At 36.9% G+C, this 23,654-nt stretch carries 20 protein-coding genes and 2 riboswitches; of the genes, 6 read left to right on the forward strand and 14 right to left on the reverse strand.

Going from position 1 to position 23,654, the window contains the following annotated elements; translation table 11 throughout:
• The 7 genes from H9655_RS21835 to H9655_RS21865 all read right to left on the reverse strand — a co-directional run.
• On the reverse strand, positions 1 to 491 hold a 491-nt coding region (locus H9655_RS21835; protein ID WP_191817340.1), incomplete at its 3' end, for an LXG domain-containing protein.
• Positions 492 to 630: 139 nt separating this feature from the next.
• Complete coding sequence (essA, locus tag H9655_RS21840) at positions 631 to 1,107, reverse strand: type VII secretion protein EssA (protein ID WP_191817341.1); 477 nt, start codon at positions 1,105 to 1,107, stop codon at positions 631 to 633.
• A complete protein-coding gene (gene esaA, locus H9655_RS21845) occupies positions 1,094 to 3,949 on the reverse strand; it encodes a type VII secretion protein EsaA (RefSeq protein ID WP_191817342.1) in 2,856 nt (951 codons plus the stop codon). The genes essA and esaA overlap by 14 nt, the downstream gene beginning before the upstream one ends.
• Positions 3,946 to 8,421 carry a type VII secretion protein EssC gene (gene essC, locus H9655_RS21850; RefSeq protein WP_191817343.1) on the reverse strand — a complete coding sequence of 1,492 codons (4,476 nt, stop codon included), beginning with the start codon at positions 8,419 to 8,421 and terminating at the stop codon, positions 3,946 to 3,948. Before essC ends, esaA begins: the two co-directional genes overlap by 4 nt.
• 23 nt (positions 8,422 to 8,444) lie before the next feature.
• Positions 8,445 to 9,737: a type VII secretion protein EssB gene (essB, locus tag H9655_RS21855; RefSeq protein ID WP_191817344.1), complete on the reverse strand. Its 1,293-nt coding sequence runs from the start codon at positions 9,735 to 9,737 to the stop codon at positions 8,445 to 8,447.
• Positions 9,738 to 9,750: 13 nt separating this feature from the next.
• Positions 9,751 to 9,990, reverse strand: a complete 240-nt coding sequence (locus H9655_RS21860; RefSeq protein ID WP_191817345.1) for an EsaB/YukD family protein — start codon at positions 9,988 to 9,990, stop codon at positions 9,751 to 9,753.
• 70 nt (positions 9,991 to 10,060) lie between these two features.
• The gene (locus H9655_RS21865) at positions 10,061 to 10,354 is read right to left on the reverse strand and encodes a WXG100 family type VII secretion target (RefSeq protein WP_095370753.1); all 294 of its coding nucleotides are present in this window, start codon (positions 10,352 to 10,354) and stop codon (positions 10,061 to 10,063) included.
• Between the two features lie 1,056 nt (positions 10,355 to 11,410).
• On the opposite strand from H9655_RS21865, the gene H9655_RS21870 reads away from it, so the two are divergent.
• The 6 genes from H9655_RS21870 to H9655_RS21895 are packed head-to-tail and all read left to right on the forward strand — an operon-like array spanning position 11,411 to position 15,539.
• Entirely contained in the window at positions 11,411 to 11,761 is a 351-nt protein-coding gene (locus tag H9655_RS21870) for a YwqH-like family protein (RefSeq protein ID WP_191817346.1), read from the forward strand.
• A 23-nt stretch (positions 11,762 to 11,784) separates the two neighbouring features.
• Positions 11,785 to 12,063, forward strand: a complete 279-nt coding sequence (locus H9655_RS21875; protein WP_191817347.1) for a YwqI/YxiC family protein — start codon at positions 11,785 to 11,787, stop codon at positions 12,061 to 12,063.
• 19 nt (positions 12,064 to 12,082) lie between these two features.
• Positions 12,083 to 13,522, forward strand: a complete 1,440-nt coding sequence (locus H9655_RS21880; RefSeq protein ID WP_191817348.1) for a ribonuclease YeeF family protein — start codon at positions 12,083 to 12,085, stop codon at positions 13,520 to 13,522.
• A gap of 18 nt (positions 13,523 to 13,540) precedes the next feature.
• Positions 13,541 to 14,254: a hypothetical protein gene (locus H9655_RS21885; RefSeq protein ID WP_191817349.1), complete on the forward strand. Its 714-nt coding sequence runs from the start codon at positions 13,541 to 13,543 to the stop codon at positions 14,252 to 14,254.
• A gap of 55 nt (positions 14,255 to 14,309) precedes the next feature.
• Positions 14,310 to 15,062: a hypothetical protein gene (locus tag H9655_RS21890; protein WP_225230813.1), complete on the forward strand. Its 753-nt coding sequence runs from the start codon at positions 14,310 to 14,312 to the stop codon at positions 15,060 to 15,062.
• 24 nt (positions 15,063 to 15,086) lie between these two features.
• Positions 15,087 to 15,539, forward strand: a complete 453-nt coding sequence (locus H9655_RS21895) for a hypothetical protein (RefSeq protein ID WP_225230814.1) — start codon at positions 15,087 to 15,089, stop codon at positions 15,537 to 15,539.
• A 42-nt stretch (positions 15,540 to 15,581) separates the two neighbouring features.
• Here H9655_RS21895 and H9655_RS21900 read toward each other — a convergent pair whose 3' ends face one another.
• The 7 genes from H9655_RS21900 to mgtE all read right to left on the reverse strand — a co-directional run bounded on the left by H9655_RS21900 (position 15,582) and on the right by mgtE (position 23,111).
• The gene (locus tag H9655_RS21900) at positions 15,582 to 16,475 is read right to left on the reverse strand and encodes an SDR family oxidoreductase (protein ID WP_191817352.1); all 894 of its coding nucleotides are present in this window, start codon (positions 16,473 to 16,475) and stop codon (positions 15,582 to 15,584) included.
• Positions 16,476 to 16,716: 241 nt separating this feature from the next.
• Positions 16,717 to 17,340 (reverse strand): queuosine precursor transporter, encoded by a 624-nt coding sequence (locus H9655_RS21905; RefSeq protein WP_191817353.1) that lies wholly within the window; start codon positions 17,338 to 17,340, stop codon positions 16,717 to 16,719.
• Positions 17,337 to 17,837 carry a preQ(1) synthase gene (gene queF, locus H9655_RS21910; RefSeq protein WP_191817354.1) on the reverse strand — a complete coding sequence of 167 codons (501 nt, stop codon included), beginning with the start codon at positions 17,835 to 17,837 and terminating at the stop codon, positions 17,337 to 17,339. The genes H9655_RS21905 and queF overlap by 4 nt, the downstream gene beginning before the upstream one ends.
• Before the next feature lie 101 nt (positions 17,838 to 17,938).
• Positions 17,939 to 17,986: riboswitch (PreQ1 riboswitch) on the reverse strand.
• 69 nt (positions 17,987 to 18,055) lie between these two features.
• Positions 18,056 to 19,108: a hemolysin family protein gene (locus tag H9655_RS21915; RefSeq protein WP_191817355.1), complete on the reverse strand. Its 1,053-nt coding sequence runs from the start codon at positions 19,106 to 19,108 to the stop codon at positions 18,056 to 18,058.
• Positions 19,109 to 19,146: 38 nt separating this feature from the next.
• Complete coding sequence (locus H9655_RS21920; protein WP_191817356.1) at positions 19,147 to 20,484, reverse strand: hemolysin family protein; 1,338 nt, start codon at positions 20,482 to 20,484, stop codon at positions 19,147 to 19,149.
• 39 nt (positions 20,485 to 20,523) lie between these two features.
• Positions 20,524 to 20,895: a MerR family transcriptional regulator gene (locus tag H9655_RS21925; RefSeq protein ID WP_318245532.1), complete on the reverse strand. Its 372-nt coding sequence runs from the start codon at positions 20,893 to 20,895 to the stop codon at positions 20,524 to 20,526.
• 845 nt (positions 20,896 to 21,740) lie between these two features.
• Positions 21,741 to 23,111 carry a magnesium transporter gene (gene mgtE / locus H9655_RS21930; protein WP_191817358.1) on the reverse strand — a complete coding sequence of 457 codons (1,371 nt, stop codon included), beginning with the start codon at positions 23,109 to 23,111 and terminating at the stop codon, positions 21,741 to 21,743.
• A 240-nt stretch (positions 23,112 to 23,351) separates the two neighbouring features.
• Positions 23,352 to 23,516, reverse strand: a riboswitch (M-box (ykoK) riboswitch).
• Positions 23,517 to 23,654 lie beyond the last annotated feature (138 nt).

Raw genomic sequence — 23,654 nt, forward strand, 5'->3', positions numbered from 1 at the left:
TGATGTAATCTTTCCACGGTTTGTTTGATTTGATTGTTGGCCGACTCGGCATGTTGGTGTAAACGGTTATCATCCAACCGCGGCAAGGAGACGATATCACCGACTGATTGGATGGTGCGGTTGCCTTCGTCTGTTAAGTCGCTTGTGATGTTTTCTGTTCTTCTGATGCTTTGGGATAGGTCGTGTTCTAAGAAACTCTCTCTTATAAGTGCGCGACTGGATGAATCTAGAGATCGAAGTGATTGGGTAAGCGCTCTTAAGGTTGTTTCATAGTGTTCGATCATTGCCTTCATTGATTGAAGGAAAGGAAGGTGCACATCCTTGTAAAACGCCCGAATTGATTTTCCTCCGTCTCCTTTTAGTTCCTCTTCTAAACTTGTAAGTGAGAGAATACTTTCTTCCGTCTTTGCCAGCTGGTTGTTTAAACGTCGCAAGCCACTTAACGTATTTTCAATGTCTGTATGTAGTTCTTCTGCGTCTAATACCTTCATTATATTTCACCCCGCAGATTATTTTCAAATAAAACCGTACCATCGTCAGTCGAAATGTTCTTTCTTTTTAAAACGTGACTTGGCGGTCTATTTTGTTGGTTTTTTCATTTGCTTTCTACTTATAATAGTCAACCATCCTCTATTTAGAGGATGGTTGACCTTGTGCCATTTTAGGTACGAGTAATGCTAGGATCGTAATAATAGCAATGGCGAGAATGATGAGATAAACTGTTTGCAAACGTAATCCACCATCTTCGTCCTCACCTTCTGGTTGGATAGTAGCAACGGAAGAGGCTTCATCTGAGAATAACTGATATTGTTCTGCTTGGAGAGCCACTGTTTTTCTTGGCTCTGATACATTAGAGAACAGAGTATCAACTAAATTCTCATTATCATTGATACTACGTTCTTCAAAAGTTAATGCTTGCTTCTCCTCAGAGATTTGTTTCGTTTCCTTTGTCTCGCCATTTCTCAGCAGGTCTTTATTGTCGTTGAATTCTTGTTTTTCATAAGAATTAGGTACTAACGAATCAATATTAGGTGATGCGGTGGCATCTTGAACGCTACAGGTGATCGTCAGAATGCAAACAATTATTGTTGCTTTAAGAAGCTTCATTATTTTCCACATCATCATTTGTTTTATCTCTATTTTTAAAGTACTGAATCACTAAAGGAATACAAGCAAGTAAGACGATAATGGATGTTAGCAATAACACCGCTGGGATAAATAATGTATCTGGTCCGTATTGAATGGACAAATACACACTGGACATTGGGTCTTCATAGCCAATATTCGGCGCGATTAGTGCCAATAATGGACTGATAAAGAAGATGACCAAACCAACACTTGCTAACCAACCAACTAATCGACTAATAGAAAAACTAATCGTTACAACTAAAGCAGTTGCTGTTAATAGTAGTGTCGTAAATATCGTCCATTGAATAGCTCCTTGCTCAGCTAAAGGATAGATATCCATGCCGTACATGCTAATGATAAGACCAACGACTAAGTTTAATAAAATAAACATCGCTGCACGTACAGATTTTGGTGAATGCGTAAAGTAATAGCTAAAGTAACCGATTAAGAGACTACTAATTAACACAATGACGAGTACAACGACAGGAGGTACTTTCTTCTCTTCTTGTTTAGCTGCAACTTCCCCATTGGCTTGTAATGGATTGGCTAAATATTGATACACTTGACCGTTCTTCTGTCCATCAACGAATGTATTTCCGAGTACAGAGAAAATATCATCGCGATACATTTGTGTTGTCTCTACATTCTCTGACCATTTTTCATTTAAATGGTTCGCATCCTGTTGTACGCTTTCCACTTTCCCATGTAACTCATCGGTATACGACACAACATTGCTTTGGCTCTCTCCAATCGTATTAATGGCATCACTCATTGTCAGTAAGCCTTCACTAATCGATTGCTGATTGTTTACTAATGAAACACCACCAAGCGCTTCATTTCCTTGTACCGGTGCTTCTCCAATTACCGACAGCATTTTTTGCATCACACTGTCTGCACTTTCTTGAATAGAGCCAAGTTCCTCATTAATTTTATCCTGCACTGTTTGCATATTATTTTGGTAGCCATCAAAGAAAGTAGCCGTTTCCTCTTTTAATACGGTAAGTCTTTCATTTGCTTCTGGCATTTCTAATAATAATTCATCCAATATCGCCTGCTCTTCTTCTTTTATACCGAGCACTTGATTAAGCTGTGTCATAAACGCTTGATAATTTTTGTCGTTTCTCAGGCTGCTATTGATCGCATTTTCAAATTTCACAAGAGTAGCATGATAATTCATTACCACTTCTGGATTTTTATTAACTATTTCACGTGAAAATAGGCCTTGCAATTGCCCTCTTTGACCTTCAGAAAGATGACTAGATTGTATGATTTGTGCCTCTTTCTTCTCAATTTCATCTAGTACAGGTTTTAAACGATTCCTAAAGAGGTCTAAATATTGCTCTCTGAACTTCTCTGTCAATTCTTGATTACGTGTCTGCAAGTCTACTACTTGCTGTTGAAGTTGTGCGACTTGTGTTCTTAATTCTTCAACTGTACCTTCTAAAGGATTTTCCCGTTCACCAATTATTCTTAAGTTTTCATTAACTGTATTGATTTCTCCTGTTAAAGCATCTAAAGACTCAATAGCTAGCGTGATTTGCTCCACCGGAGGGTCATTAACACCCACTAAGCTCGCCTGAACTTCATTGATTGTTGCAGCGACTTCAGCAAGCTTGGCTCGTTCTGTGTCAATAGACTGTTCTTCACCAGGTAGTTCCCCTTCTCCCTCGCCAGGATTCTCAGGGGTTTCTTCGGTATCCGGGACTTCCTCTACTGGCTCTTCTGGAAGCGTAGGATCCTCTTGCGATCCATCAGAAAGTTGTCCCTTTAATTCCGATAGACGCTGAATAAGATTACTTTGTTGGCTGTTTTCTTCATTGCTTCGCTGTGCCAAAAATGCATCTCTTTGTTTCGCTACTTGTTCAATTCGATAAGCGGATAATTCCGCCATCGTTTGATTGTTATCAGACATTCTTGTGCCTAATACACCAAAGTTTTTCGATAATTCATCGCTTTGCTCTTTCAAATAATTACGTAATTCCATATAGCGAGGGTTTTGCTCATTAATAGCTGCTGTTACCATACCCATGCTATCATTTTGCAATTGCTGTAATAATTCTTGTTGTTCTGTTTGATATTGTTTATATTGCTCTACGTATTCAACAAATGCACTTAAAGATTGTTCAAATTGTTGTACTTGATCTGTGTTAGATGTCGTCATTTCCTCATTAGAAGCCAACGAGGATTGAATCCCCTCTAACATGCTTTTTTGCCGTTCAATCTCTGTCGCTAACGTTTCAGAACTAGGAGCGTAAAAAGCATACATCGTATTTTGAAAGGCGATTTCCTTCTCAAGAATGCCATCAAACTTACTTCTTACGCCTTCTAAATCTTGTGAAACATAGCTCCAGTAAAGTGTAGAAATACTGGAATTCACACGTGCTGTCGCATTATCGATTTCCCGTAGGACACTTTCTCTATTTACAGCATTTAACTGATCCTGTATGGTAAATTGAAATTCAGCCTTCACAGGCGTTAAGTTTTCATAAGTTAAGATATTACTAGAAAAATCTGATGGGATGTACATAATCGCATCATATTGTTTATTTTTTAGTCCATTGACAGCTGCACTTCTACTTAATACTGTCCAATCAAAGGACGAGTCAGAAGATAAAACGGAAGTGACTTCATTACCAAAAGATATTTCACCCTCACCTTTTTCCGCGCCAATATCCTCATTTACAATGGCTATATTTCTTGTTTCATTCGTGCGAACAGTTAGAGGGTTATCACCAATAGAACTGAAAAATATGATTGGCGTACCTAGAACTAAAACCATCACGATAAGCATTTTTACAATATATCCTACTTTGCCAGTCACGAGTACACCTTCCTTTCTGTTTGACATAATGGTATTTTCATTTTTATTTCCTTACCATTTGTAACGTAATAACCGAAACCTGCTTGAATATCTACTTCTTTTCTATCGTAAGGAAGAGTGAACAAAGTCTGATCAGATTTCTTCATTAATAAAATTCCCTGGCGAATTTGTTTCACCTCAGTTGTTAATGAATCATATCCTTTCGAAACATCATTACTACTTCCTGCAACAATTAAATTGAATCCTAAATGACTATAGTTGCGAATCAATTTTGCCATGCGATCTTGCAGTAAGCTATCTAATGTTTGAGAGAATCTCGCATATCCATCGACAACAAGTGAAATAGGCGTAAATTGTATATTTAGTTGTCCTGATTGGACGGCTGCTACATATTCAACTTCTCTTTCTTTAAGAACCGCCTCGATAGATGTTAGCCAATCCGTAATTTGTTCTTTCGTTTCAATATAGCTAACCTTATCATCGTCAGCATAATTGGCTAATGATCGATCAAATGAATCGAAAATAGCTAATCCATCCACTTCTCGATCTAATAATGCATTCAATAAGACCTTTAGGACATTGGTTTTCCCTTTCTGTCCTTGGCCCATGACAATACAATGCTTCATGGTTTCGAAGTTCACATTTACAGGGTGGACAAACTCTTCATCTAAACCAATCGGAATCAACCATGTTGGTATAGAGCCTTGTAAATAATTTTTAAAGTTTACTTCCGTTAAGTCATTTGGAAGCATCGGAATCGCAGCTGGTGCCTGATAATGCGCATTTTTCTCTTTGATTTCGCTCACTTGCATCCTTATGTTCTCTAATACTTCCATATCATCCTTGCCGTTAGCTGGTAAGAACACTTGTGTGAATTGGGCATCTTCTCGTTTAATAATCGCTCTTCCCGGAATAGGTTCTGGGCTGAATTCTGTTCTACCAAGAATCGAGAATGCCTCACTTTGGTCGAGTAAATAGTGGACAACCTTCATTTTCAAGTTATTCATCACGGCTTGGCGAATAGATGTAATTCGGGTAGCTGTTAGTATCATATAAATGCCCAATGATTGACCGTCACGTACAAATTGATTGATCAATGGTTCTAAATCTTGCATTTCTTCTTTAATAAAATCAAAATTCTCAACCGTAACATAAATCATCGGCAGTTTTTCTTCACTCATCTGATTGTACATTTTAATATTGCTTACTTCATAAGCTTGTAGAAGCTGCTTACGTTTGGCAATCTCGCTCTTCAGCATCTTCATAAACTTTTCAATTTTTCTTTCATCGTCCATTGAGAAAAAGTCAGCTGTATGCGGAAGTTGTCTTAATGGGAGTAGTGTTCCATTGCCAAAATCCATTAAATAATAATGTAATTCTTCCGGATTGTACCTTTCTGCCATACTCATTAGTAATGTTAGAACTGTATAGGATTTTCCATATCCGGAGGAACCAAATACGCCGATATTGCCACCGTCCATCACATGATAAGAATAAGGATACTGGCTTTGTTTTTCCGGCTCATCCACAAGTGCAAAATGAATTTGTGACTGTACATCCGATGAAAATTCTTCTCTAATCATTCTTTCTTTTAATGGTGGAAGCCATGGACTACTTAATTTCTGAATATGTAACTCTTGTTGAATTTCTTCAATTCTATTCACTACTGCTTCTATTTCAGTCACACTATCCTTTTTCACTTTCTCACTAGCGGAAATATCAGATAACGGTGATAATCCTAAATCGGTAACAATCGCAATCTCATCTTCTACCTCGGAATGATCTTCCATATACGGTGCCCCACTCCAAGCAGATTGAAATAGTTCATATACCTCATTATTGCCTACCTGTAAATACCCTCTACCAGTAGTGGTGATGGAAGCTGCGTCAGCGTTTTTCAAGATTTCTTTGCTATCATTGGCATCTTGGACTTTAAGAGCCACTTTAAATCGGGCATTACTCCAAATTTGTTCATCAATGACTCCACCTGGCTTTTGCGTCGCTAAAATTAAATGGACACCAAGACTTCTACCAATACGTGCCGCACTGACTAGTTCTCTAATAAATTCAGGTTCTTCACTTTTTAGCTCAGCAAACTCATCTGATATGAGAAACAAGTGTGGCAATGGTTCCTTGATTTTTTGTTTTTTATAAAGGCGCGTATAATCATTTATATGATTGACTTGGTATTGATCAAACAAGCGCTGTCTCCTCTTCAATTCACTTCTGATAGAAGCCAATGCCCTTGCACTAAAGTTCTTACTTCCTTCAATATTTGTAATGGTTCCTAACAAATGAGGCATATTCTTAAATGGTTGGGCCATCCCCCCACCTTTATAGTCAATTAATAAGAAGGCCACCTCATGCGGATGAAAATGAACGGCTAACGACAAAATATAAGATTGGAGAAATTCACTTTTCCCTGACCCCGTTGTACCGGCAAGTAATCCGTGTGGTCCATGGGCTTTCTCATGTAGATTCAAGTAAACATAATCATTTTTCCCTTTCAATCCAACCGGAACAGCTAAAGATTTAGCAGATTCCCTCGTCAACCAATTATCTGTTATCGATAATTGATCCACATCATTCACATTCATCATCTCTAAGAACGAAACACTTTGTGGAATTGAATTGGTCATCCCTGTTTGATGATCGAGTGTTCTCAACCACCTTGCATAAATTTCATTGCTATTTTGCTGATGATCATCGAGTCGAAAAGGAATGGTGACTGCTTTTTTCTTTTGGATAAGAATATCCCCTTCTTGCGCGTTTATATAGCGGACAAGGGTATAAATATTATCTGTTAAATTTTCTTTCGACTCCGCTGCAAAAATAACTGAAAAACCTAAATGCTGATGATTACCTTCTAAATACTCCAGTATGACATGATCAGAAATTAATTGTTGATTCGTAATGACAAAAACAAGATGCGGAGAAAACCTTATTTTCTCCTTATCCTCTTCCAAGTCACGCTCTCGAATAATTTCATAAATAGAAGATAATAATTGATCTCTCGTTTGTTCATTATAAATAAGCCCTCGTGCGTGCATATGGGGGAGTCTAAAATGAGGTAACCATTTCACCCATTCCCATTCTTTATACTCAGACTCATTAAAAATGAACACAAACCGAATATCATGGTAACTGTGAAAGAAAGATAATTGGCCAATCATTTGATGGATTTCTTTTTTCATCACGGATGCTTTACCAATTAAGCCGATTGGGCCTTCTGATAAGCTTGCTACAACCGGTACATCTTCAATATGGCTATATACTTTCTCTAATGCTTGCGATTGTTCGACTAGTTCATCCATTTCTCTATTCGCCATATCACTTGCGTTCAAATCCACGTCATAACTCGATTCCACTCTACCAATACCTAAACGAAACTGTAGAAAATCTTCGCTCTCTAACGTGCGCTCCCAGATGCGATCAGATATTTCTCCTGTTAAGTATTTCATTCGTTCAAAGGAAGGAAAGTGGAAGGTTAGATAATGTCTTTGTTTTTCAGATAAATCATGAAGCTCCTTTCTCTTCGTCTCCAAATAATTGGTATATACTTTATAACGCCTTGCTTTTTTTCTTTTTCGATTACTTTTATCTTTAAAATACTGTACAGAAGAAGTAATTAATGTGGTCATAAACATCACCATCGTAATGATGATAAATATCCCTCTCGGTTGAATAAGGGCAACGACCCCCATCACTATCAACATGACGAGCGGTGGCAAAATAATCAACCATAAGCCTCGATTAGAATCATCTGCCTCTTGCGAAGGAAAAGATAAACGCACCTTGTCGTCTGGTGCTTCGTAAATCATTCTCGGCGTCCTTCTATAGGTAGGATATTTCTTTTTCATTTCCGATTCAGGTAGGGCCATCAAAGGTAATGTCGATTCAACAGCTGTTAATCCGGCTACTTCTATCACATCACTCTCGATGAAACGCACCATCAAAAAAGGAACAAAAAGCCATTCTCCTTCAGCAGCAGCACCGCTAACTTCTAGCCATTCTCCATTTTTATAGACCGTCTTCTCGCCATCTTCAACCATCCACGCATTTTCCCGCTTAAATAGTGTAAAAGTATAAGCTTTACTGTTGGCCTCTTTTTTAAATCTTATATCCGCCTTTTCTTGTTCATTCGATAAAGTAATTTCATTCACATCACCTATGTAATAAGTAGCTGATTGAAAATGATTCGTCGTGATGACAAATCGTAAATTCATCTGATAAACAGTCAATTCTGCTATAGTGTTATCAGCTGATAAATGGCCAATTTCTTCATCATTTTGAAAAATTGTTATCCCGTCACTTGCTACTTTTAATCGTAATGCTTCTTGATCAGAAGGAAATTGCGTAAGGGTGATTGAATCCTTTAAGCTATTTCCTATCGATATATATTCTGATTGTACCTTTTCTAAATCCAATGATTGATAATGGCTTCCGTAAAATAGCCATAACGTTTTTTTCAACAATACAATCACCTCCGTTCCAACTATTCCTTGCTTTCATCATCTTTCTTTTTTTGTTGAGGCTGCTCTTTTTCTTCTACAGGTGGCTCTTCAGTTGTTTCCTCTTCCGTTGATGTCTCTTGAGCCTCTTCTTCATTATTTAATAACGAACCTTCTTCTTGCTCTTCCATATTTCGTTCATATTCTTCCTTTTCGTTTTGAATATCATTTAATTGCTGTTGTTTCTCTTCTTCATCCAATTTTTGATCCGCTTTAACCGCTTCTTCAAAATGAATCAATGCATACATGATTAAATCATAATCTTCCAACTCACGACTAATTTTTAACGCTTCCTCCGGTTCTCCTCTGCCGATATAGATCCAATACTGGCTATAACGTTGATCCGCTTGTAAAGTAAGCGTATTTAGAATGTTCTTTCTTTGTGACTCGCTAAGGGATTCATTCACGAGATAAGCATGCGCTAACTGGTATTGTGTCACTCTTGGCATATCAGGGACATCGTAACCTGACAAAGTATTAATGACCTGACTATAATCATCTTTTAGAAAGGATTCTTGGCTTTTAATATAAGCATTTTGTTTTGGTTGAGTGATAAAAGCGGTATATAGGGAAAAGACAATAAGCGGGATGAGTATAACACTTAGACCAATAACGGTATACTTCATACCCTTCCACTTTTTCTTTTCTACTTTTAAGAATTGCTTGTCATTTTTCTCTAGTTGTTTTATTTTTGTTTGTATATAAAGCAATAGTTCATCCACACTCTCAGCTGCAACAATATCAGCTGCTAAGGGGGTTAAATCAATCGTTTGATTAAACTGCAAATACTGCTTAAATTGATATTTTCCATCAACTGCTGCAGCAATGGTTGCTTTTAGAGCATTTAATTGCTCTTTAGGTTCATTTTCATAGGGAGGAAGACTCTCTTTCACCCCATAATGAAGAAAATGTGGCGTGAGGCTCTCGTCAATCAATAGATTATCTGGACAAATGAATAAATGAAGTCTAGTAAAACGATGAGATTTCACTTTTTTAATTAATTGGGCAGCAAAAATCATCCGACTTCTTTCATCGGATTTCTTTAATTGGGAAAAGGTTTTTAAATTTGAAGGTTTATGAAACTCGAGGATCAATTCGTCCTCTGTGAAGATGATTTGCTTTTCTATTGATGAACCAACTTCATTCAGCATGGCAATTTCGGATTCATCATCTAATTTAATCTTTTCTTTTTGAAAAATAATACTGATTTTGTCTTCATTTACTTTATATTCTGCACCTAGCTGTTCTTCTAAATAGGTCTGCTTTTCTTGTGACATTTCCTTAGCTCCCTTACAAAATTTCGAGACGATCCCCATTTGTTATTCCACAATCAACCAATTTCTTCTCTCCAGGAACAACCATTTTTTTATTCGAAACCATTAACCAATATCCTTCTCTTGGCTGTTCTTTAATTGATTGAGCTTGCCAAACAATATGTACAAGATTCTTCACAGTATGATAGTTAGATAGTCTTAAATCAAACAGTTCTTTATTATAGTTCTTTAAATCAATCGTCACTTCTATGTACATACACACACCTCATTTATACAGATAAAGAGCGCCTCTACCTTTAGGAAGGCGCTCTACTATTAAGGAAAAATTAACTTCTAATTTGGCTAGCGATTTGGCTATCTGCATCCGCAAGAGCATGACCAGTATTTTTCAATTGTACAGATACTTCAGTTAATAAACGCTGCATATCAACAATAGAAGGTCTTAGTGCCACATATTGATCAGCAAAAGCTCGGCTAGACTCCCCTTCCCACATACTTTGTAATTCATCAATCATTCTATCTAATCTAGACAATTGATCTTCTACCTGTGAACTTTCATTATTATAGCGGGCGGACATAGCCTCTAATTCTGCTGGGGTAACACGAATAATTCCTGACATAAAAAAACATCTCCTTTTCTCAAAGTTATTTTAATTGTAAAAATACACAATAATAAGGTCAATCAATATCTAGTAAAAAATTGAAAAACAGTAATAATTAACTACTATTCTTATCATTCATTTTGCTTACAAAGCAATAAAAAAGCCAATAACCTATATCTATTTTCCTACATTCATTTTATCACCATTTACAAAGTTTACCATAATTATGTAACAACATGGTAAAGGACCTTCATATTTCTTTGCTTGCTCACAAGTTACTCATCATTCCCGTTAAGAACCGTAGTATGTTATCCGTTGTACCACTTCCTTTTATTCCTATCTTTATTTTCACTGATGTAAATAATTTTATAGACTTTTTTAAAATTAGAAAAGGATTTCTTTTAAGTTAAGCGGCAAAGTTTATTTCTATATTCAACTTAGAATAGCTTTTTCCTGATTTTTCTCTACAGTACTTTTGTTTTATTTGGCTTTCTGTTGTAGATACTTAAGAAGGATGAAAAATCTGTTTCAACAAAATTCATTTACTTTTAAACTCGTGATATGTCACTCTATGGACTCATTTTTATTATCATTCTATCATCAAGAACATACATTCAAGTATAATATATACCCTACCTTCTAATCTTATTTCATCCATCTTTTCCCATTAGGATTGGGATTATAAACCATATTATTTGATTTTTTTAACAGGAAAAGGTTTAATATCTCTAAAAATGGATATAGCAATTAACATCATCTCTGTTTGTATATTTACACTTTTATTCTGTATATTTTCTTTTTAAAGGAATAGGTAATGAAAAAAACGACCAAATTTTTTTATATTCACCTTTATTAATGAGGTTATATTGCACATTATGTTGATTTTTTACACATTTAATAAAAACAGTTCATTTTTCCTATCGACTATCTCCTAAAATAAGTATTTTACATCATTATGTTCAATTTCTCCCATGATATAGTAAAGGGGTGACTAATTCAGTGAATTTTCTAATCACATTTACCCTGTGGTTTTTATAAGATTAATATTTTCGTCATTAAAATTGAGGTGATTACATGTCTATCAGTTACTATACTGCCTTATTACAACAGAAAAAAAATGAGCTAGCTCGATTACATACTTGTAACGGGCAATTAGAAGGTACACAGCAAGAATTTTCCCACTTTCGTAGAACGGTGTTACAACCAGAACTCACACCACATACATGGCATGGTCAAAACGCGAATGAATTTGAACAAAAGAGAGAAAGCATGCTTTCTAGCTACGATGACATACAAGGAAATCAATTCAATCAAGTCTTTAATTCTTTGCAAAATAAGATACAAAACCTTCAAAGCGAAATTCAGTCGATCCAACAGACGATATCTTATCTAGAAGCGCAAGAGCGCGCTAAAAACCAAAAATAAGATATAAAATTGAGAGGTGCAATATGAGTACAGAAATTAAACTAATAAAAGGGGATGTGGAAGAAGCATTAGCAAAATTACAAACCTCAGCTAATGCCCTAAAATCCTCCCTTCCTGCAGATATCGGTCAAAATAATGTGTTAACAACAGTAGATAGATTAAATCAACTTAATCAAGTGATTATCCAAGTGACTGAAACATATAAAACACTTTTACTACAAAACGAGCAATCCACCCGTCAATCTGTAGCATTCTTATCAGAAGCAGATGAACAAATTTCATCCTACATAAAAATGAGGTAGAGGAAGGTGTATAAATTATATGAAGACGTTAGATGCGTTAACATTTAATAATGGTCTTTCCCAAACAATAGATAAACTTCAAGTTTATAATGAACAACTAAGTCAAATAGAAACATCCATTTTAAATATCAGTTCACTTACCGATTCCTTAAAAGGAAGTGGCGGGCAGGCAATCCGCTTATTCTATCAAGATATGCATCAACCCTTTATCGCTTTCTTTCAACAATTTATAGATGATTACAAATCCAATTTACAAACGATAAAGAGCGACCTAAGTGCAATGGAGTCATCTCAAAATGGATTCATCAAGCAACATTTTTTACAGAATGATGTGGAGAATGGATTAAACGCAGTAAGAAACACGACTACTGATCTAACAAACGAAGCGAACCAAACCATGAGTTCAGTCCAAGATATCGTCAGTTTGCCTAGACTAGATGATCAACAGTTCAACACTGATGTCCGCACCTCACAAAACCATGTTGAACAAACAATTGAAAAGTTAAATCAATTTGACCAACAACAACAATCTACAATCGATTCTCTAGATCAAAATGTACAAATGATGAAAAACTATGTAAATGACATACAGACACTATTTAATAATGGTACACTATCAGTAGATACATATAATCCTAATGTTCACTATCCGATGACAAGCACAACAATGAATAATAACCCTTCTAATACGCAATCTTTTTATAATCATCCACGTGCCATGTGCTATGCTGTTGATGCAACAGACCCTAATCATTTAAATATGGAATGGGATCCAACGCCAACTTTGGGACTAAACTTTGAACAATGGAAAGATCAGCCTATAAATGCAGGAGCCAACCTATTTGCTACGTCTACAACAGCTTTAGCAGCAGCTAAAAAGGTGAATTTGGCTAGACAAGGGTTTGGTATAAAGTATACTCATCGAGTGACTGCTCAAAAAGTTAGAAAGCCTGTAGTTAAAATTGATAAGCCTGAATTGGCTAATTTAAAAAAACAAACTTATAGCGGGGCAGAATTAAAAAATCATCCTAGATTGTATAAAATGATCAATCCGGCTGCTGCAGTGAAAGATTCCTTTAAATGGGCTAGTAACAAATTAGGCTACATTGGTCTAGGCGCTACGGTAGTAGGAAATATTACGCACGGTGTGCAAAACAATCAATCTGAAAGTGAGATTACTGGTAATATTGTTGGAGACGTTGCTGTTGCTGGTATGTCCATGGCTGCTGCCGCTGCTGCCGGGGCAAAAGTCGGTACAGCAGCTGGGGCTCTCGGCGGCCCAATCGGAGTAGCTACAGGTGCAGTTTTTGGGGCACTTGCAGGTATCATCGTCACAACTATGGCAAGTGATTTTAAATTTATGGATGTTGACGGAGATGGCAAACTTGATTCTGTTGGTGATGCATTAAAGAAAGGGACTACAGGACTTATTGATAAAATCGGTTCATGGTTTAAATAAAATTAAGAGGTGTAAACAATGCAAAAACATCAAGAAATCGACGGAGATATCCTCTCTTATCTAATATTTCAATCACCGAAGGAAAATAGAGGGAATATTATTGTTTTCTTTCTGATATTCTTGGATTTTATAGGCATTATTCCCCTCATATCAGAGCCTTTTTCATATGGATATTTCATAGCCGGTATCATACCCATTATCTTTATTCATTTATGGGCAATACTCTATATTTTCGATCCTTATAAATATGAGCACTCTTACTATTTATTCTTTGGCGTATACGGAATTGTTAATACATACATCATTTTCCTTAATATTCAAAAATTATTAGGTGCACACATACTGGGAGGTAGTCATACAATCACCTTTATAATAGGATTTATACTCTTTTTAGCTCTTATTTTTGGTATACAATTTGGGAATATCAAAATGATTGAAACGGGCACATATAGAAAGCTACAAACAAAAGGGAATAACATAAATATTTCACCTATTGTTGCAGCATCTGGTATAGGTTATGTGATCGGTCAATTAATTCTCACTTTTATTTATGACTACTCTATCCGTATGCTTATTTATGTATTTTTATTTGGTCTACTCTCTATACTCACAGCCTATTTTAGTACAAACATACATAAATATTTTTATATAAAGAAGCATAAAGACATTGTAAAAGAAATTTACCCTGAATTTGGCTTACCGAAATCAGAAAGAAACCAAAAATATTTGTAGCGGAGGTGCCTAACTCATGTATACTACCTTGTCTACGAAAGATCTATGTCTGCTAATGAAAATCTTAGATGCGAAAACACTCATTGGCATTGCTAATCCCTTCTTAAATTACACGGATGCTGAGATGGATATAGAGTGGGAGTTTACGTTTAAAAAACTTCGAGAAATGAATTTAGTGGACCTGATCGATGGGGAATTATCTTTTGACCCCTCTTTTATTCATACAATGTGGATTATTGCGAGAACAAATGTCGTTGTAGAAACATTGACAGATGAGGAGGATCACTCTTTATTTTATTTTGGAGAAAAACAAGTTATCCAATGTTTAAGAGTAACTGATGAGGACGACTATCAGATTTATGTCCATGATACACCGGAATGGACTTGGCAACATATTATACTGCCAAAAATGTTGAGGGGGATAACGCCTCTACCAACACGAGATTCAGAAAAAATTCTTGTTCATCCTAAAGATTATCAATTGTATTGTAAGCACGATAAAATACATAACTTATCTGACTTGGCGACCTATAATGGTTATCGTAATGATTCTTCCGTTATTCAACATTTCAGGAGATCCATTCAACGAAAGATTCATACGAATCGACTAATAATGTTTTATAACCAAGAGAAGCAATGGAATATCGAAGGATTACATGTGTTAAGTTCACCCTCTTATAATTGGACTTTAAAGATGATACAACATAATGGTCAAGAGTTTTTAGAAGCAAAACAAGCTTTCGGTGAATCACTAATAAATGATATTTTAGATGTCGTCAGAAGAACAAAAGGGCAACACCCTGTATAAAGGACTGAGCTAATAATGGAAGGTATGTTCAATTTAAAAAGCCTAAAAAAATCACCGATTCAAACTTATGCAGTTGCCTGCTACACTGATGAATCATTAAGCCGGGAAACACACGATAACCAAATTGCATATCCACTTGCAGACCTAGATAACGTAAATTTGACAGTAGAAATACTCGATGCCGAGTGGAATGATCTGCAACGTGCAACGCTTCACGAGATTATGAATGAAAAGGAGCTACAATTTCCTTTTTTTATCATCAATGAAATTCATGCAGAAGATATAAAGAAAGGGATAAAGCGCTATAAAAAAGAGCATCCCTTTAAGAATTTATTTGGAACGATTTCATTTGAGGAAATACTTGATGTGGAAAGCCGAGCGATTTTTCAGCTTCACGAGGCAGTTGCTTATAAGCAGACGGTTGCTGAAACGATTGAATTTTTAAATGGGAAGTTAGCTGGACAGAAAAGCTCTTAAAAATCGCCGAGCACTTTTAGTTAAAGTCGCTCGGCTTTTTTATTAGGAGCCAACAAAATCTCCCCCGTTAACGTGGATGGTTTGACCTGTGATGTAAGAGCCATCATCAGATGCTAAAAGGACATAAACGGGTGCTAATTCATACGGTTGCCCTGCTCTTTTCATTGGGACATCGAGTCCGAATGTTTGGATTTGTTCCGGGGATTGGCTTGCAGGTTGGAGTGCCGTCCAAATTGGCCCCGGTGCAACGGCATTGACACGAATGCCTTTATCTACAACATTATTAGCTAGCGCTCGTGTGAAGCTGACAATTGCGCCTTTTGTTGCTGAATAATCAATGAGATCTTTTCTACCGATATAAGCATTAATTGAGGTTGTGTTAATAATACTGGCCCCATCTTTCAAATGAGGCATGGCTGCTTTTGTCATATAATAATACGACCGAATATTCACATCAAAGGTTACGTTCCACTGATCTGAGCTAATATTTGTCAATTCATCTTGCAAATACTGTACAGCGATATTATTCACAAGCACATCGCAGCTGCCAAAGGTTTGGATGGTCTCTGCCACAATTCGTTGACAATGCGCTTCCTCTCTTTGATCACCTGGGATAAGAAGACATTTCCCGCCATAATAAGCGATTGCCTGTTTCGTCTCTTCTGCGTCGCGATGTTCATCATAATAGGCAATGACTACATTCGCTCCTTCTTTCGCAAAAGCGACCGCAGCTGCTCTCCCTATCCCACTATCGCCACCAGTTACAATTACTACTCTATCCTTTAGCTTGCCTGTACCTCTATATTGCGGATTATCATATATAGGTCTTGGGACCATTTCGTATTCCATCCCTGGCTGTCTATTCTGCTTTTGCTTAGGAAAACTAAATAAAATCTCCTCACATTTTGTTTCTTTTCCGTATTTTCCTCTTTCCATAAGGTTTCCCCTCCTCCTCATCATATTATTTTCATTTAGAGAAGGTGGTGCAAAGGCGAAAATACCTAGCTCTTTAAACTATTGGGTACGATTGCTGAAAGATAAGAAGTGATATCTACATAATTAACGCCTTTTTCTTTGTACAAATCGATAACTACCTAAGTCTGTACCCTAAATTTTGCACGGTATAAAAAAGCCTTGCTCCAAATAAAAGGAAGCAAGACTCCAATTTTTCATTGAATTACGCTTTTTCCATGAGTAACTCACGCTTACGAATCATATGCACAACTAAATAAACAAGCGGTGTGATACAAATAGAAGCAATAAATTTAAATAGATATTGTGAGAGAATTAATCCCAATAATGCTGAAGTTGGAATCGTTCCGTAAAAAGCAATCGTAATAAATATCGATGTGTCGACAATTTGACTAATCATCACAGACATATTATTTCTGAACCATAGCTTCTTCTTTCCATGACGCATCTTTAGCTTATGAAAAACATAAACAACGATATGCTGGCTGATGAAATAAGACACAAGACTTGCGAGTATTACACGAAAGCTGCCACCTAAAATCGCCTGAAATGATGCCTGTTCCCCGAATACGGGTGCAGTAGGCAACTGGATAGTAATCATAATAAAGATAATCGCCAATATTTGTGTGATAAGACCTGCCTTCACCGTTTGTTTACCAGCTTCTTTCCCATATAACTCGACGATAATATCAATGATTGGGTACGTAAAAATAAAAACGACTACTGCTGCTGGGAGAATCGCTAAATCGCCAAGACTGAATAATTTCACCGCAACAATATTGGCTAATATAAGCAAACCCACATAGATGCCGTTTAGATATAGAATCATCGATTATCCACTTTTTCTGGATAGAGATCATGGTTCATTAACCGATGCTCTGCCATCTTTTCATATTTCGTTTCAGGTCGGCCGTAATTGCACCATGGATCAATACTTATGCCACCACGAGGCGTGAATTTCCCCCAGACTTCAATATAACGGGGATTCAATAAATTAATGAGGTCATTCATAATAATATTGACACAGTCCTCGTGAAAGTCGCCATGATTTCTAAAGCTAAAGAGATACAGCTTCAATGATTTACTTTCTACAATTTTTTCATCAGGGATGTAAGAGATATACATCGTGGCAAAATCCGGTTGGCCTGTAATGGGGCAAAGACTCGTGAATTCTGGACAATTAAATTTGACAAAATAATCTCTGCCGCTATGTAAGCTATCCACAGCCTCAAGTACTTCTGGTGCGTAATCTGATGGGTATTGGGTCTGTTGATTACCTAATAAAGTTAAATCGGTTAATCCTTGTTCTTCTTTTCTTCCTGACATAAAAAAAGCCTCCTTGAATCGATTTCGTTCAGGGAGCTAAAACCATCTGTCAACTAAGAAACAAAAAAACCACGCCCGAATATGGACATGGTTTTTTTCATGCATCCATAGTTTTTTATAGAGGGTTTAAAGCTATGAACCTCTTCTGGATATCTTCCAGTCTATTTATTTACTTTTCTCAGTTTATATAAGCTTGGGATAGCTGTCAATCTTTTCTGTTAAGCGTACACTTCATTGCCGTCCGATTCATCTTTAATTTCACCAACAATTTCAGAAAGAATGTCCTCCATTGTTACTAATCCGACTGTTTTGCCTTGATTATTTGTCACAAGGGCCATATGTGTACGTGTTTGCTGCATTTTCAAGAAAACCTCTTTAATGGAGATCGTTTCTTTATAGCTTGGAATATCATGCATAAATTCTTTAAAATCTTCCTTACGTCCTGCAGCTAAACTCGTTAACATTTCCTTCGTATTAATGAATCCGATGTATTCCTTCGTCTTAGATGTCACAGGATATCTTGTAAATTCATGTTCATCGATGACATTTAACATACTATCCAATGACTGATTCTTCTGCAGTGTAATCATTTCTTCTTTCGGAATCATAATATCTTTTAATTGACGACCATCAAAGGCAAAGATGTTCTCCAAATAAGCAAGTTCTGTTTGGTTGATTTCTCCACCTTCATAACTTTGTGTCACAATTAACTTCAACTCTTCTTCCGAGTGCACTGTATCATGACCAGCTGGCTCTACACCAAATCTTCTTAAAATAAACGTTGCGGAACCATTTAATAAACTAATAACTGGCTTCATAATGCGCCCAAACCAATATAAAGCTGGCGCCAGTAGAAGTGTCATTTTTTCTGCATATTGAATCGCTAATGTTTTTGGTGCAAGTTCACCAATAACGACGTGTAAAAACGAGACAATGGTCAGTGAGATAATATATGAAAGTATTGTCGCTACAGCGGCTGATACTTCAAATTCAATAAACAAAGGTTCTAAAATCTTCTGTACAGTTGGTTCACCTAAAGCACCTAAAACAAGCGCTGTAATGGTAATACCTAATTGACAGGCAGATAAATAATAGTCAAGATTATGAGCTACTTTTTTAGCAAGTACTGCTTTTTTATTACCTTCTGCGATCAATTGATCGAGTCTAGACATACGCACTTTCAATATAGCAAACTCGGCACCTACGAAAAACGCCGTAAACAAAATAAATAAAGCAACTAAAAACAAGTTTAATATGATTATACTGTCCAATTATTTCCCTCTTCCTGAGGGATTCACCTCCAAGATGATTACGATGATTGAGGGGTTTCCTCTACTATTTGATCTTCTAAATATTGATGGAACATGACTTGTTTAATTTGATAATTATCCATTTCTGCCACTTCCCACACATGATTATCGTGATGAACCTCGTCACCCTGCTCTACTACTTCAAGGTTTTTATATTGAATCCAACCAGCAATTGTGTCGATATCTTCACTATCTTCAAATGTTAGGCCAAAACGGTCTTCCAAATCTGTCAACAACACACGTCCATTGATGATATACTTTTGTTCTCCTGCAGGACGGATATCCGCTACTTCATCCTCATCAAACTCATCGCGAATTTCGCCAACTAATTCTTCAAGTACATCCTCCATCGTTAAAACACCAGAAGTTCCGCCGTACTCATCCATCACAACAGTCATATGGACTTGTTCTTGCTGCATTTTCAACAGCGCATCTTGTATACTTGTTACTTCCACAACAAATGGAACATCACGCATATATTGCTCTAACTTTACTTCCCTGCCACTCACAATGTGACTGAGCATTTTCTTCGCATTTACAACACCAATAATACGGTCTTTATCTCCATTTTCTACAACAGGATAACGCGTATAATTATGTTCATCTAAAATGGCGATCAGTTCATCTGGGGTCATATCCTTATCAATTGTCACAAGATCTGTTCTTGGAACCATGATATCTTTTGCTACTCTTTCGTCAAAAGAAAAGACGTTCTCTAAATACTTCAGTTCGGTTTGATCAATTTCTCCACCTTGGAAACTTTGTGCCATAACGATTTTTAATTCTTCCTCAGTGTATGCCTTCTCTTGCGGAGCTGGCGCGACACCAAACATACGCAATAAAAGACGTGATGCACCATTTAAAGTAAAGATAAACGGCGACATAATCTTACCGAACCAGTAAAGTGAAGGAGCAAGCATTAACGTCACTTTTTCCGAAAATTGAATAGCTAATGTTTTCGGTGCCATCTCTCCGACTACGACGTGTAAATAAGTCACTAATGCAAATGCAATTGCATAAGAAGCCACATCAGCAATCGTAGCAGAAATATTTAACCAACTAAAAACAGGATACAACACAGCACTTACAGCCGGTTTACCTAATGCACCTAAACCAAGGGCTGTTACCGTAATACCAAGTTGACATGCTGATAAATAATAATCCAGGTCCGCTGCTACTTTCTTGGCAAGGACCGCTTTCTTATTTCCTTCAGCAATTAACTGGTCAATCCTCGACATACGGAGTTTGACTACTGCGAACTCAGACGCAACGAAAAATGCAGTCAGAGCAAGTAAAATTACAAGCATTATTAAATTCGTAATGGTTATTATGTCCAATTATTTCCCTCTTATCTGAGGGATTCACCTCCAAAATAGTTAACACTTATTCAATCGTTTGAAACAATCAGATAATTCTTTTTCAAGTATGCGAAACACACGCTTTTTTTCGATTTCGGAACATTGTTGATATCGCTGTTCTACGATCTCAAGCTTTCCTTTTAAACGATTGATCTCCTCTTGGACCTCTATCACCATGGGGTCTACTCCTTGGTTATCCTGTGTATGAAGTACTCTCTGAATCTCTAGAATTGATAATCTCTCTTTCTTCAAAGCTTTAATCCTTTCTAACGTATTCAGGACATCCTCAGGATAAAGACGGTAGTTTGAAGAGGAACGTTCGACACTCAATAAATTCTTTTTTGTGTAATAATCAATCGTCCGTGATGTTAAACCGCTCAATTTCGCCACCTGACCAATTCGCAATAACGCCTTCCCAATGAAGTAACCCCCTTTCTATATTTAGTATTACGTTTCAGTTTTATTTAAAACCTATGTTTATAGGTTGAAACTTTTGAAGAAAATCACAAACTATTACGTTATAGTTTATGAGAAAATTATATAATGGACTGGAACTGAAATCAAGTGGTAGCTTTTTCAGTAAACAACTCCCCATTCTCAATTATATTTTAACTGATAACAGGATATATCTCAAAAAAAAGAAACTTCATATTATATAACCATTTATTTTTCGGAGAATGATGTAGCATATATAAACGAGCTGTCGAGGGTATGGGGCGTATTTTGTACTCAGCCGGAAATGTTAGATTGTTTAAGGGAAATCGAATCAAAATATGTGAACAAGCTTGGATCGTTATAGTTGGAAACGCGTCAAATATTTTGTCATTCTCCAGATTCTGACTCTTTCTTGCTGGAAACCACTCAAAAAAACCGCGGTAACGCTGAATTTGACTTGTTTAAGTAGTAAACGCTCCGGAAATTTGGACACTACGCAAAACCTGACTCGTTTAACAGCGAAACGCGTCAAATCTTTTACCTTTCTCCAGATTCTGACTCACTCTTGCTGGAAACCACTCAAAAAAACCGCGGTAACGCTGAATTTGACTCGTTTATGTAGTAAACGCTCCAAAAATTTGGACACTACGCAAAATTTGACTCGTTTCGGATATGCGGGAACAGGTCAAAAATGATATATAGTTATCCTTCCCTCATTTCCCAATTATCCTCCCCTTGTTTTTGTTTGGATTTCCCCCATAAAAAAACACCTCCATTCTTAAATGGAAGTGTTGGTTCTTTCAAATCATTTTATCCATCATGGTCGTTGCGATGGAGAAATAGATGAGTAAGCTGAGAATATCATTTAATGTTGTAATAAAAGGACCCGATGCGATTGCTGGATCAATTTTTAGGCGATTAATAATGAGTGGTACAACGGCACCAATTACTGCAGCCATACTTAGTGCTAAAAATAATGACGCACCGACGATGAAGGCGAGTAACCAATTTCCTTGATAGAAAACACCAATAATCCCTGTTAGGACGACCATACAAACAACACCTAGCATCAAACCCGTGCCTAATTCTCTTTTAACAATTTGCCAAACGCCGTTTTTTTCTACAGACCCTGTAGCCAATCCACGGACAGCAACCGCTAAGGATTGTGTCCCTGTGTTACCTGCCGTTCCCATAATCAATGGCATAAATGCAGCGAGGATGACAATTTGCTGTAATGTTTCCTCAAAGCGGCCGATGATGTTAGCGGTAATCATACCGAAGAACATTAATAGAACAATCCAAGGTGCACGCTTTTTTGCGGCACTAAAAGCCGTTAAGTTTAAGTCTGTGGCTCCTTTAGAAGCAGCAAATTCTCCGAAATCATCATCTGTCTCTTCTTCTAGTACATCAATAACATCATCGACTGTAATAATACCGACAAGCTTCCCTTCTTTCCCAATGACAGGAACCGCTAGAAAATCATATTCTTTAATCAAACGTGCTACTTCTTCTTGATCTTCATTGACCGGTACAGAAACAACTTGTGTGCTCATAATATCATCAATGGTTTGATCGGGCTGCGCAATAATCAAATCTCTTAGGGAAACAACTCCAGCCAGGCGTTCCTCTGTATCGACGACATATAAATAGTAAATTGTCTCAGCATCCATTGCCGTTTCTCTTAGTTCTTCAATGACTTGGGCTGCAGTGGACTCAACTGAAATGCGAATGAATTCTTTCGTCATAATCGCACCGGCTGTTCTCGGTGCATAAGTCATAAGCTCAATGACTTTATTGGCTTCTTCTTGATCCATGGATTGAAGGATATCGTCCGCATTTTCTACTTCAATTTCAAGCAAGAAATCGGCAACATCATCAGCAGACATATAATTAAACATGGCAACAGCATATTGAAAGCCAATATGAGTGAAAACCTCAGATTGATCTTCTAAGTCTAGTCCTTGAAAAATATCCGAGAACTCTTCGGGGGTCAGAAAAAGTAGCAATTGTTTTTGTAATGGCAGTTCCATTTCTTTAAAAACTTCTACTTGGTCTGTCGGATGCAATTCAAGGAATGTCTCACGAAACATTTTCAAATTACGTTCAGTAATATATTTTATTACTTGTTTTTGATAATCTTTTTTTTGTTTTAATTTTAATAATTGGTTCATTTCGACTCCTCCATTTCGGAAGAAGAGCCTATTTATTCTGTATAAGATGAGTGGTGCAGAACAAATACCCTCCTCTTTTCTCCGTGTTGATCAATTCCTGTTTACTCGACCTCGGATTGGGAATACTATCCATCCCGCACCACCTCCTTGTTTTTTTAAAATGAAAAAGCACCTCCAACTTACCGTGGAGGTGCATAAAATGCATAGAAAATACAACATGTACGCGTTGTACAAGCAGTAATTACCCCTCCATTCGTAGAGCTTTAGCACTGTACAGCATAGGTAAATACCAGCTACATTAAAAACCACCTTATGTCGATGGTTCCTGTTGACCCATTGGCGTCTTTGGACATTTTTGGGCAGTAGCATATCTCTATACAGGAGCCTCACCTAACGAGGATACATATGGATTGCCATGTTCACTTTACATCTAGTGTTACATTCTGTCAACACCTTTAGAAAAATTAGTCAAAACCACCCGTGATAACGGGTGGTTTGTTCTGCGGCTGAAAGCCTTTGTTACTGACCAGACCCTAAAGGGCT

Source organism: Cytobacillus stercorigallinarum, assembly GCF_014836495.1.
Lineage (GTDB): Bacteria > Bacillota > Bacilli > Bacillales > Cytobacillaceae > Cytobacillus > Cytobacillus stercorigallinarum.

Excerpts from the sequence above, each read along its gene's own strand:
- essA (WP_191817341.1), bottom strand. The coding sequence starts at position 1,107 with ATGAAGCTTCTTAAAGCAACAATAATTGTTTGCATTCTGACGATCACC.
- essB (WP_191817344.1), bottom strand. The coding sequence starts at position 9,737 with ATGTCACAAGAAAAGCAGACCTATTTAGAAGAACAGCTAGGTGCAGAA.
- H9655_RS21860 (WP_191817345.1), bottom strand. The coding sequence starts at position 9,990 with ATGTACATAGAAGTGACGATTGATTTAAAGAACTATAATAAAGAACTG.
- H9655_RS21865 (WP_095370753.1), bottom strand. The coding sequence starts at position 10,354 with ATGTCAGGAATTATTCGTGTTACCCCAGCAGAATTAGAGGCTATGTCC.
- H9655_RS21870 (WP_191817346.1), top strand. The coding sequence starts at position 11,411 with ATGTCTATCAGTTACTATACTGCCTTATTACAACAGAAAAAAAATGAG.
- H9655_RS21875 (WP_191817347.1), top strand. The coding sequence starts at position 11,785 with ATGAGTACAGAAATTAAACTAATAAAAGGGGATGTGGAAGAAGCATTA.
- H9655_RS21880 (WP_191817348.1), top strand. The coding sequence starts at position 12,083 with ATGAAGACGTTAGATGCGTTAACATTTAATAATGGTCTTTCCCAAACA.
- H9655_RS21885 (WP_191817349.1), top strand. The coding sequence starts at position 13,541 with ATGCAAAAACATCAAGAAATCGACGGAGATATCCTCTCTTATCTAATA.
- H9655_RS21890 (WP_225230813.1), top strand. The coding sequence starts at position 14,310 with ATGAAAATCTTAGATGCGAAAACACTCATTGGCATTGCTAATCCCTTC.
- H9655_RS21895 (WP_225230814.1), top strand. The coding sequence starts at position 15,087 with ATGTTCAATTTAAAAAGCCTAAAAAAATCACCGATTCAAACTTATGCA.
- H9655_RS21900 (WP_191817352.1), bottom strand. The coding sequence starts at position 16,475 with ATGGAAAGAGGAAAATACGGAAAAGAAACAAAATGTGAGGAGATTTTA.
- H9655_RS21905 (WP_191817353.1), bottom strand. The coding sequence starts at position 17,340 with ATGATTCTATATCTAAACGGCATCTATGTGGGTTTGCTTATATTAGCC.
- queF (WP_191817354.1), bottom strand. The coding sequence starts at position 17,837 with ATGTCAGGAAGAAAAGAAGAACAAGGATTAACCGATTTAACTTTATTA.
- mgtE (WP_191817358.1), bottom strand. The coding sequence starts at position 23,111 with ATGAACCAATTATTAAAATTAAAACAAAAAAAAGATTATCAAAAACAA.